We start from the raw sequence: 11,270 nt of genomic DNA, 5'->3' as shown, positions 1-11,270 counted from the left end.
CCTCACGCGCCATATCAACAATCAACCGCGCAAATGCCTCGGATACAGGACGCCGACCGAGGTGTTTATGGCGCATTTGCACGAAGACAGGTGATCCCCTATCCTGCAAAGTAGGCATGATGCACTTGGGTTAGCTTCTCCACCGGCATTTTAGAGATGCGACATATAGGCTAGTTAGAGATGCGACAGTCGTCGCCTCTTGGGATGCTGGTCGAACGTCAGCATTGGGAAGCAAGATAAGCGACGTGCATCGTGGTCGAGGCCATCTATGTTCGGAGTCGTCATGTCTTGTTTGATTGTCATGTCGCAGAAGGAATTGCATCGTCTTGAACATATTCGTCAGGTTCGCCAAGGCAGCCTGACGGTCACACGGGCGGCTGAGCTGCTTGGGCTCAGTCGCAGCCAAGTCCATCGGCTGTTGCAGGCCTATGATCTGGACGGGATCGATGGTCTCGTCTCGAAGAAGCGCGGCCGTCCGAGCAACCGGCGCCACAGCGAGGATTTCCGCAATCTGGCTCTCGACCTGGTGCGTGAGCATTACGTGGATTTCGGGCCGACATTGGCGGCCGAGAAGCTGGTTGAGCGCCATCGGGTTTCCGTCAGCAAAGAGACGTTGCGCCAATGGATGATGGAAGCCGGCATGTGGATATCACGCCGAGAGCGCAAGAAGCGGGTCTTCCAGCCACGTGGTCGGCGTGATTGCTTTGGTGAACTCGTGCAGATCGATGGATCGCATCACTGGTGGTTCGAGAACCGCGGCCGCAAATGCGCCCTGCTCGTCTACATCGACGATGCGACCGGCAAGCTGTTGCATCTGCGCTTTGCCGCCTCTGAGAACACCTTTGACTATCTGCACGCGACGAAGGCTTACTTGCAGCAATGGGGCAAACCGATTGCGTTTTACAGCGACAAGCATGGTGTTTTCCGCAGCACGCATGCCTCGATGACGGACCGCACGAGCGGTCTGACGCAATTTGGCCGGGCGCTTTATGAGTTGAACATCGACATTATCTGCGCCAACACCCCGCAGGCGAAAGGCCGAGTGGAACGCGCCAACCAGACGCTGCAGGACCGGCTGGTCAAGGAATTGCGGCTTCGTGGCATCGATACGATCGAGGCGGCCAACGCCTATGCGCCTGAGTTCATGGCGGATTTCAATACCCGTTTTGGCAAGCCTCCACGCAATCCGAAGGACATGCATCGGCCGCTGGCGGATCACGAGAACCTCGATGGTGCCATGTGCCGCAAGGAGGTTCGCAAGCTGTCGCATTCCTTGACGCTGCGCTATGACAAAGTGATGTTCATCCTCGACCCGACAGAGCGCGCCAGGGCGCTGGCGGGAAAGAAGCTGGTTGTTTGCGACTATCCTGACGGACGACTTGAGATCACGGACGGGGAAGCCTCCCTGCCCTACAAGACGTTCGATACGTTACGCTCCGTCCATCGATCCGAAGTGGTCGACAACAAGCGGCTGGACGACATGCTGTCGGTCGTCGCAGAGCTGCAGGCCGGCCGCCAACTGCAGCGCAGCAAAGGTGGCCCGCGTCGAAGCGGACAGACGGATCACATGTTCGCCATTCCCGATGGCAGCGTGAGCAACGGTTATCAGAAACGCGGCACCAAGCCTGGACGAAAGACGGATTTTACCAAGGATCCCGCCGTGATAGCGCGACGAAAGCAAGCGTTGGCGCGCGCCGGTGCGGCGGAGTGATGCAAACGATCGGGTTAAGGAAGCTAAAGTATATCATGCGCTAGAGGCATCCGCCGCCGACCGGGCTGCGCAACCCTTGGCCAGCTCCACCCAGTCGGCGGCTACCATCCGTGTATCCATAACTATAGAATCTTGCAAATACAGTACTAATGGATATGATGATGTCGCATCTCTAAATTGATTACTTTGTCTCATCTTTAATTAGCTGTGACATAAAAGAACATGTGAGAAGGACGGCTGCGGTTAGGGCAAGTGACTTGAACATGAGCATTTCCTTTCGAATGACGACCGCCTTGCAGCGAGGCGACGCCTTCTGATGACGAAGACTGGCGAAATCATGGCACGGCGATGTTCAAAAGCGCCTTAGGACACCAAGATTTCGGGTATTGCGACAGGTGACCGGGATGCGTATCAGGACCCGGCGGCGGGCCTGAGAGCACCCCCAATCAGACCCAATGCCAGGCCCCCGTCACGAGGCGGGGGCCGTTTTTCGGTCTCAAAATTAAACTGATTTTTTGATCCTTGGGGCCGTACGATCAAAGCTTGCCGGGCGCACTCGCCGTCTTAGATCCCTCGCCTGCCGCTCCGGCTCCGCTGCCTTCCCGCCCTTCTTCGTCTCTTCTTGTTGGTTCTCGCGAGAGTCAGGCGAGCGGCAGCTTTACCTGAACCTGTACGCCTTCATGCTTGAGCGGCCTCGGGGAAACGATTTTCAAACTCATGCCCGTGCGGTCGGCGATGGCCTTGACGATGGAGAACCCCAGGCCGCTACCGCCGACCTTTCCGCTGCCGCGCTCGAACCGCTTCGCCAGCCTCTCCATGGCATCGGCGGGCAGGACCGCGCCGTCATTGGCAACGCAAAGTAAGCCATCTGTCTGCAACGCGGCCTCAACTAGACCATTCTGAGCCCCGTGTTTCAGCGCATTCTCAATCAGATTTCGAAACAAAATGCCAACGGCATCGGGGTCTAACCTGGAAAGAACCGGTCCTTCCGGAAGGGTCAGCAGGATCCGTCCCTCTCCAGTCCGCGTGAAATCCTCAACGATCATCTCCAGGACCGGTCTCAGATCGGAAGGCTCATCGGTTTGCAGCCGTCCTCCTTCGGCGCGGGCGAGCTGCATCAGCTTTTCCGACGTGCGCATCAGTCGCTTCAGCGCGGTCTCTATCTCCGTTGCCCGCTGGCCCGTTAATTCTTCCGCGGTTTCAGTCCGAATGCGCTGAGCCTGCGCGATTGCGCCTGCAACCGGCGTGCGGAGCTCGTGCGCCGCGTTGGCCGCAAAGGCGCGCTCGGCATTGAACGCCGCCATCAGACGGTCCAGCAACTGATTGACGCCCGCCGAGATCGGGTGAAGCTCACTCGGCAGACCGCTATCTGGCAGGTGCGACAGATCCTGCGCACCGCGGCGGGCAAGCTCTTGTCGAAGCAGGCGTACAGGGCGCAAGGAACGGCGCACCGCCAGAACGATTGCGAGAAGGCTGAATGGGATCATCACAATCAGCGGCAGCAGAAGACCCAGCAGCATCTTGCGGGAAAGCTCCGTGCGACGATCGAGCGGTTCGGCAACGGCAATCGTCAGGCTGCCATCGAAGCTAACGTCGTAGTAGAGTTGATGCGTTTCGGTGCGGAGAAAGCCAGGCTTGACAAACGGCGGAAAGATGGAGGCATCCGCGCCTGCGGAGGCGAGGAGAACCTGCCCGTTGCGGTCGCGCACGACAAAAGTAACGTCCTCGCCATACCGCGCCTCGCGGCCAATGCGCGTCTCGCCATCGTCGCCTTCCTCATTAACATCATGTTCAACAGGATCGCCACGTTCGTCGCCTTCACGCAGGTCGTGCCGGGCAATCGGCAAAACGCGCAGCGCCGTGGCCTTCAGCCCGTCGTCGAACACCTCTTGCATTTCCCCGCCAAGGCGGTGCGCCGTGACTGCCGCCGCCGCCAACCACAGAAGCGTCACCGAAAGCCCGACGGCAAGTGCGAGGCGCGTCTGAAGCGAAGCGCCGATCTTCACGGTTGCCCCAGCCGATAGCCGAGGCCGCGCTCGGTCTCGATCACACGAGCGCCGAGCTTCTTGCGCAACCGGCTCACATGGACCTCGATGGCGTTGCTGTCGATCTCCGTATCGAAGGAATAGAGCCGCTCCTCGAGCTGTGCCTTCGATAGGAGCTGGGCGGGGCGTTGCAGGAAGGCCTCAAACAGGACCCATTCTCGCGCCGTAAGAGCCACGGCCTTGCCATTCAACGCGACGCTTCTGGCAGCGAGATCGACGGCGAGCGGGCCAAGCGTGATGTTCGGATTGGGATTGCCGGCATATCGGCGCGCCACCGATCCGATGCGGGCCGATAGCTCCGCAAGGTCGAAGGGCTTCACCATGTAATCGTCAGCGCCGGCATTCAGTCCGGCAATACGGTCAGAGACCTGATCGAGCGCTGTCAGGATCATGACCGGCGTCACGTCGCCCCGCCCGCGCAATCCCTTCAGGAAGGGAACGCCGAGCCCATCGGGCAGCATCAGATCGAGCAGCACCAGATCATAGGCAGCCGCAACGATCGCATCGCCCGCCTGGTCGAGCCGGCTGGCCCAATCGACGGAATGGCCATCGGCGGCGATCTGGTCGCGAATGGCCGCGCCAAGCGCCGTATCGTCCTCGATCAGCAGAACCCGCATCGGAGCCTTTCCTCTCTCACTCTCTCTCGTTCCCCCTAGTCCACCCGCCAGCTTACGGGAACCTGAAGCAATGTCGCGCCGATTGTCAGGTGCCGGTCAGCTTAGGACGCAATTGATCAGCCCGAAATCCCCATCAGATACCCAACTGGAGATCCCTTATGACATACCGCAAATTTGTTCTGGCCGCTTGCGCCGGCATTTTTCTCGCCCCCCTCGGCAGTCTCGCAAGGCCGCTCCCCGCAGCGAAGACCGCCGCCGGGGCCATGCTGGCCGGCTATCAAGAGAGCGAGGACGATGATCACAAGGAGGAGCATCGCCTCCGTCACGACGACAACGGCCGCTACGCCGCCGATGACTGCGAAGACGAGGATGACGACGCCTGCGGTCGAGGCGGCGCCTTGCAGCAGCAGAACGCCACCCCGCCCAGCAACGGCCTGTTCACGCCTGGCTCCAAGCCGCGCGCCCAGACGAACTGAACCGCCTAGTCCGACCAAGGAGATTGTCGATGAGAATGAAATCCTTCATTGCCCTGCTTGCGGTCACTACCGCCCTTACCGTTCCCGGCCTTGCCATGGCCCGCGAGGTGACCTTCACCACCAACATGCGCAGCTACGGCGGCGATGGTGCCTACGTTGCCTACTACGTCACCGATGCGCAAGGCAAGTATGTCGGCAGTCTCTGGATGGCGGGCGGCAAGACCAGGTATTACGAGCATCTCAGCGGCTGGTACCGCGCCGCCGGCGGCGACACCGCCGAGATCAACGGCATCACGGGCGCCAGCGTGGGTGCGGGTCGTTCACTCAAGGTCACGGTCGATCTTGCCGATACGCTGTTCGATGCCGGCTATCAGCTTCACATCGATTCCGCCGTGGAGGACCTGCGCGACAGTCCGAACGAGATCGTGGTGCCGCTGACGTCGGACGGCTCGGGCCAGAAGGTGAAGGGTACGCGCTACATCGCCGCCTTCACCTACGTGCGTTGAGGAGAAAGGACGCTTGTCATGAGCCGCTCGCTCCACCGCTGCTTCGGACTGATCGCCGCGGTGCTTCTCACCGTCGTCGCGCTGAGTGGCGCTGCACTGTCGATGTTCCCTGCCGCAGAGGCGCTCGCCACACCTGCCGCGCAGCGCATCAGCGTCGCGGAACTCGCCACGCGAGTCCAGGCGGCAGAACCTACGGTCGAACAGATCAGGCGCGCGCCGTCTGGGCGGATCACCGCCTATTACTACGAAGGCGACCAACCCGCCTCCGCGGTCATCGACCCCGCCACTGGCCTGCCGGTCGGCAGCGCCGACACCTCGGAGCTGGAGCGCTGGTTGACCAATCTTCATCGCTCGCTTTTCTTGGACGATACCGGACGCTTCATAGCTGCTGGCAGTGCGGCGGTTGTGCTTATCCTTGCAATCTCCGGGCTGTTCCTGATGGCACGGCGCGCCGGCGGCTGGCGGTTCGTCCTTAGATCCGTTCGCGGCTCCGGCGATGGACGCTTACACTCCGTCGTCTCGCGCCTTGCCTTGCCGGGTCTCCTCCTCTCCTCGCTCACCGCACTCTGGATGACGGCTGCTGTTTTCGGCCTCCTGCCGCAAGGCGCTCGTGCACCGGCCTTCCCGGCCGATGTCAGCGGCAAGACCGGCGTGGCCCTCACTTCTGTCGCTCTGCTTCGAGAGACGCCGATCGATGACCTGCTCTCGCTTAATTTCCCTGCCGCGAACGACGCAACGGACGTTCTCACACTCAAGATAGCAGGAGGAGAAGCTTACATCGACCAGGGCAACGGTGGGCTGCTGGCTTGGTCGGACGTCGGCCGGGTCGACAACGTCACGCGCCTCATCACCATGCTGCACACCGGGCACGGAGTGGCGTGGCTTGGGCTCATCCTCGGGTTCTCTGCGCTTGCGGTACCCGTCCTGGGCTGGACGGGCATGATTGTCTGGCTGAGGGGGCGCCGCGACCCGAAGGCCGCCTCGGCTGCCGCTGGCGAGGCCGATACGATCCTGCTTGTCGGCAGTGAGAGCGGCACGACCTGGGGCTTCGCCAATACGCTGCAGATCGCTCTTTCCGCACAGGGTCTTCGCRTCCATGTCGGCCCAATGTCCAATTTCGAGCCAGTCCGCTGGCCGAAAGCGCGACGTGTTATTCTGTTCGCCGCCACCTACGGCGATGGCACAGCGCCCGCAGCCTCCAAGGACTTCGTCGAACACTTCGAGCGTGTGCCGGCAATGCCCGGCCTGCCGCTCGCCGTGCTCGGTTTCGGCGATCGCAGCTTCCCGGCCTTCTGCGGTTTCGCCACCGAGATCGCGAGGATCGCCGAGAACAAGGGCTGGGCCGCCTTCAGCCCCTTCGACACGGTAGATCGACAATCGCCACAGGATTTCGCCCGCTGGGGGCGGCGCCTAGCCGAGACGCTTGGCCTCGATTTCGAGCTGAACCACCAACCGACCGCTCCGAAGACCTGGAGACTGCCGCTCATATCCCGCCGCGACTATGGCGCAAGCGTACAGGTGACCACGGCCATCCTGCGCTTTTCCCTGCCGAAGATATCGCTTTGGCAGTGTCTGATGGGCAAGGGCTTCCCGCGGTTTGAAGCCGGAGACCTGATCGGCATCGTGCCGCAAGGCTCTGATCTGCCACGCTTCTACTCGCTTGCTTCCGGTACCAAAGATGGCTTTCTCGAAATCTGCGTCCGCAAGCAAGCGGGAGGGCTTTGCTCAAGCCAACTCACCGCGCTGGAACCGGGCGAGACTATTGCGGCCTTCGTGCGTCCGAACCCGACGTTCCGTCCGACGCGCGGACGCAAGCCGGTCATCCTCATCGGCGCCGGCGCGGGGATCGGTCCGCTGGCCGGCTTTGCCCGCGGAAACCGGGCGTGCCGTCCCATGCACCTCTATTTCGGAACCCGTCATCCAGCTAGCGATGCGCTTTACGCGGAGGAACTTTCCCACTGGAACAAGGACGGCCGGCTGACCTCGATATCGACCGCTTTCTCGCGAACCGCGAGCCCGGCCTATGTGCAGGATATTCTGTGTAAGGATGCCGAGCGAATCGGCAAGCTTATCGCCGCGGGCGGTCAGGTTCTCATCTGCGGGAGTCGGGACATGGCGGCGGCCGTTGCGGCCGTGCTCGCCGACATTCTCGCGCCACAGGGTTTCAACCTCGCGCTCCTGAAAGCCAATGGCCGCTATGCCGAGGACGTGTACTGACATGACGCGCTACGCGATTAACGGTCCGACTATGGGCACGCGCTGGTCAGCCCTCTTTCACATGCCATCGGATTTCGATATCCACCGCGCCCGCAAGGCGATGGCCGACGCCGTGAGCGAAGTCGACAARCAAATGTCCACCTGGAGGCCTGAAAGCGACCTTAACCGCTTGAACGCCGCAAAGCCCGGTGGATGGGTTTCTCTGCCCGACCGCCTGCTTACCGTGCTGGCTGCRGGTCTTAAAATCGGCCAGGCCTCGGGTGGCGCCTTCGATATCGGCATGGGTGACGCCGTCACCGCGTGGGGTTTCGGCCCGGCGGACGCAAGCGAGGACCGGATCAAGACCGCCCGTCTTGCGAGACGCAGCCCGGCCCATGATGTTCTGGAGCTAGACAAGGCCGCCGGGCGCGCCCGCAAGCACTCTGAGATGTGCTTCGATCTCAATGGCATCGCTAAGGGTTATGGCGTCGATCAACTGACCGGGGCTTCGCGCCAGCACGGCATCGAAGCCGGCCTCTTCGCCATCGACGGGGAACTGCGAGCGCTCGGCACTCAGCCCGACGGTCGCGGCTGGACGCCGACGCCTGGGCGACGGCGATGATGGTTCTCGGCGACGCACGTGGTCTTGCGCTCGCCGAAACGCTTGGTCTGCCTGTGCTCTTCCTCAAGCATGGCCAGTCGAAAGGGATTGGATGCGACCTGTTTGCGCGCTGATCAGCGCCTCGCCGGGCCAGGACATGGCCACGCTGGCCGCCGTCGTGTGCGTCAGCCTGATGGCGGGCATCCGATATTGGGCAGACGCTCCTGAAAACGGGCCAGAAGGTATCGGTTTCCGGATTGCATTAACATTCCTCGTTCCGAAATGATGATTTGCTCAGCGGACGATGGCATCATGAGAGGGTCAGACCCCTGGTGTTGAGATAGTTCTTTGTTATCCGTGATTGCCGAGGCTGCGGTCCTGCAAAAGGGGTATGATGGGTGGCGGGCAAGGCTGCGACATCGTCAACTACTGCTGCCTCGATGGTATTACCGGTGCCGCACACGCCCGTGAGTTGGCCGCTTTCTGTCACCGGCGCAGGAATAAGCTCTCTCGAATTTCGCGATTGCTGCAGCCCGTCAAGTGCTACTTATTTGTCCTTAATTGCGCCAGATCAAAGCGCGCGCATAGAATAAGCAACAATAGAGGATCACGCGACGGTTGAGGATTGCCGTGGCGTGTTTTGGGGGGACGGCATGCCCCACTCCCATTTGAACCGAAAAAGGGTGGACCGTCACAGATGCAGTAACCCTCAAGCTGCGGCTGCCGCAGGAAGGCAGCCGCTTTGTCGGAGGGATATTGATCCGAAATACCTCTGGGGAAAATATCGATGAGGACGGGTCTCCAGAAAATATTGCTTTGCCTATGCCTGCTGCTCTTGACTGCACAGGTAGGCAGTCACGCGCAAGATGTGCAGACCGGTCCGCCTTCCTCAACGGTCACACTCTCGAAAGAGCAGCTAGAGCAACTCGTCGACGAAGTTAGCAACGCTGTGATCCTCAAGCTGGCAGAGAAACCAGTTGCTCAGGCGCCTGAATCACACCCTCCACCTGCTCGGCGGAAATCTGCGAGCACGCTAGAGCGGGACTTGGGCACCGGCACCAGTCGACTCTTCCACCACCTGGTTGCGGTTGTCGCCGCACTTCCGCAACTGCCTCAAGTCTTTTCCAGTACTTTTGATCAACTCGACGAAGCGAACTCGGGTGGCCGTGATGCTGGGAACTTCCTGCTGCTGGTCTTGTTCACTGCGGGCACCGCCATCTTCCTGCAATTCGTGGTTATCAAGTTCGGTGATCGGGTTTTGAGTCATAGGCTTTCCGCGGAAGAGACCCCGACGCTTGTGACGGTCTGCTTGGCGGCGCTCGTCAATAGCTTGGCGTTCGGGACAGCATGGGTCGTCTGCGACCTTGCGAAGGGCACCTGGTTTGCAGGAGGGGGAACTCAGGCGAGCGTTGGCAATCTGCTTCTCAATGTAGTGCTTGAATTGAGCTTCTACGTGCAGGTGATAGCTATCTGGTTCCGGCCACGAAGACCAGCCCTGCGGATCGTCGAACTCGATGACGATACGAACCGTGCGACATCTTACTTTTTGGTTATGAATATCACCGCGAACGCGTTGCGCAAATGGATCACGGTGCCCATGGCCGCGGGCGTTTCTTCCGACGCCATCGCGGCGGGTCTCCTGATCAACGCGCTGCTGTTTGCTGCGATCCTCACATGGTCGGCCATTCATTGGCGCCGGGCGATCGGGAAATTGGTCGTGACGAGCCTTGGATGGTGGAAGAGTGGCCAAGAACAGGAACGGATCGTCGACGGCTGGCTAATCGTCGGACTGCCGCTGATCATCCTGCGGACTCTCGTGGATATCTACGGTGCCGTGCAAGGCCACCATGTCGAAATGACCGCCATCGACGTGGTCGTCGGGGTCATCCTTGCCGAGTCCCTGTTCAAGTTTTCCCGGCGCAGGCTCGCGGCGAGAGCGGCTGCGGACTCCAGGGCGGCGACGTCACCCCGCCTTTCCGGCATTCTCATGCGCGCCGCGCGCCTTGTTATCATCATCAGCGCGGCAATCTATGTCCTGCATATATGGCTCGGAGAGGAGTTGGGCATCGTCACGGCGGCGCAGTGGAACAGTTGGAGGGATGCATTGGTCAGGGCCGGTGTCGTCGCGCTCGGAGCATACGTCGCCTGGGAGGCGATGAGGTACATTGTCGGCAAATATATGGACACGGCAACGCCTCCGCTCCAGACAGCCGACGCAGGCATTTCCGCTTCGGAGCGAACAAGGGCGTCCCGCATACGGACGCTTATGCCTGTCGTTCGGGTGAGCCTGACTGTGTTGATCATCGTTGTGACGGCGCTGATGATCCTTTCAGAACTTGGGATCAACACGGCGCCTCTTATTGCGAGCGCTTCGATATTTGGTCTCGCCCTTTCATTCGGCAGCCAATCCCTAGTGCGCGATGTCGTTTCAGGAATTTTCTACCTTGCTGATGACGCTTTCCGAGTCGGAGAATATATCGATTGCAACAAAGTGCGCGGAACTGTCGAAGGCTTCACGCTCCGCTCTGTTCGTCTCAGGCATCAAAGTGGCCAGCTCCATACCGTCCCCTTTGGACAGCTTGGCCAGATCACCAATTTCAGCCGCGACTGGTCCACGGTCAAATTCCAGCTCAATTTCGCCCGTCACACGGACCTGGAGAGACTGCGGAAGATCACCAAGAGCGTGGGACTCGAGCTGATGGACAGTCCCGACTACAAGGATGCCATCCTTGAGCCCCTCAAGTTGAAAGGCATCTCCGACATTACCGAGAACGCCCTCGTCGTTAGTTTCAAACTTGTCATTCGCGTCGACAGCGCGAGTGGTATCGACGCTGACGCCAAGTGGCGTATCCTCGAGGCCTGCCGCAGAGAGGGAATCGAACTATCCTCTTCGCTGCCGAGTTCAGCGCAACTGAAACTCGATTCGGCCGGCGACCCCACGACGCAGCAGCCGGGCGGAACCGATAGGGATACCGTGTCGGATCGGCCGCGCGCCGCGTCATAAGCCCTCCCCGGAGGGTTCTGTCTGTTTGGGCGCAGGAGGCGTTTGCCATCGCCTGCTCGCTGGCCTCGAGACGGGAGTGGGAAGCTGATCCGCGCAACGCTCAGAGAAGTAAGC

Annotated in this window: 9 protein-coding genes and 1 pseudogene; 7 read left to right on the top strand and 3 right to left on the bottom strand. The window is 60.8% G+C overall.

Going from position 1 to position 11,270, the window contains the following annotated elements; translation table 11 throughout:
* Positions 1–283: 283 nt before the first annotated feature.
* A complete protein-coding gene (locus AC1DMK_RS21335; protein WP_477861771.1) occupies positions 284–1,711 on the top strand; it encodes an ISNCY family transposase in 1,428 nt (475 codons plus the stop codon).
* A gap of 641 nt (positions 1,712–2,352) precedes the next feature.
* Here the strand turns inward: AC1DMK_RS21335 and AC1DMK_RS21330 are convergent.
* Both AC1DMK_RS21330 and AC1DMK_RS21325 read right to left on the bottom strand, forming a co-directional pair.
* Complete coding sequence (locus tag AC1DMK_RS21330) at positions 2,353–3,717, bottom strand: sensor histidine kinase (RefSeq protein ID WP_477861769.1); 1,365 nt, start codon at positions 3,715–3,717, stop codon at positions 2,353–2,355.
* Positions 3,714–4,373 (bottom strand): response regulator transcription factor, encoded by a 660-nt coding sequence (locus tag AC1DMK_RS21325; protein ID WP_477861767.1) that lies wholly within the window; start codon positions 4,371–4,373, stop codon positions 3,714–3,716. Before AC1DMK_RS21325 ends, AC1DMK_RS21330 begins: the two co-directional genes overlap by 4 nt.
* Positions 4,374–4,531: 158 nt before the next feature.
* Between AC1DMK_RS21325 and AC1DMK_RS21320 the strand changes: the two genes are divergently transcribed.
* The 5 genes and pseudogenes from AC1DMK_RS21320 to AC1DMK_RS21300 all read left to right on the top strand — a co-directional run.
* The gene (locus AC1DMK_RS21320) at positions 4,532–4,849 is read left to right on the top strand and encodes a hypothetical protein (RefSeq protein ID WP_477861765.1); all 318 of its coding nucleotides are present in this window, start codon (positions 4,532–4,534) and stop codon (positions 4,847–4,849) included.
* A 35-nt stretch (positions 4,850–4,884) separates the two neighbouring features.
* A complete protein-coding gene (locus tag AC1DMK_RS21315) occupies positions 4,885–5,355 on the top strand; it encodes a DUF2271 domain-containing protein (RefSeq protein WP_477861790.1) in 471 nt (156 codons plus the stop codon).
* 18 nt (positions 5,356–5,373) lie between these two features.
* Entirely contained in the window at positions 5,374–7,572 is a 2,199-nt protein-coding gene (locus AC1DMK_RS21310) for a PepSY domain-containing protein (RefSeq protein WP_477861763.1), read from the top strand.
* A gap of 1 nt (position 7,573) precedes the next feature.
* Complete coding sequence (locus tag AC1DMK_RS21305; RefSeq protein ID WP_477861761.1) at positions 7,574–8,173, top strand: FAD:protein FMN transferase; 600 nt, start codon at positions 7,574–7,576, stop codon at positions 8,171–8,173.
* A gap of 163 nt (positions 8,174–8,336) precedes the next feature.
* Positions 8,337–8,438, top strand: a pseudogene (locus tag AC1DMK_RS21300) (transporter); the annotation flags it as partial.
* 747 nt (positions 8,439–9,185) lie between these two features.
* On the opposite strand, the gene AC1DMK_RS21295 reads toward AC1DMK_RS21300, so the two are convergent.
* Complete coding sequence (locus tag AC1DMK_RS21295; protein ID WP_477861759.1) at positions 9,186–9,419, bottom strand: hypothetical protein; 234 nt, start codon at positions 9,417–9,419, stop codon at positions 9,186–9,188.
* Here AC1DMK_RS21295 and AC1DMK_RS21290 point away from each other — a divergent pair.
* Positions 9,411–11,156: a mechanosensitive ion channel family protein gene (locus tag AC1DMK_RS21290; protein ID WP_477861757.1), complete on the top strand. Its 1,746-nt coding sequence runs from the start codon at positions 9,411–9,413 to the stop codon at positions 11,154–11,156. The two genes, AC1DMK_RS21295 and AC1DMK_RS21290, sit on opposite strands and share 9 nt — an antisense overlap.
* Positions 11,157–11,270: the final 114 nt, after the last annotated feature.

It is taken from the genome of Rhizobium sp. 05L419 (assembly GCF_056397845.1).
This window is presented reverse-complemented; position numbering and strand designations above follow the sequence as displayed.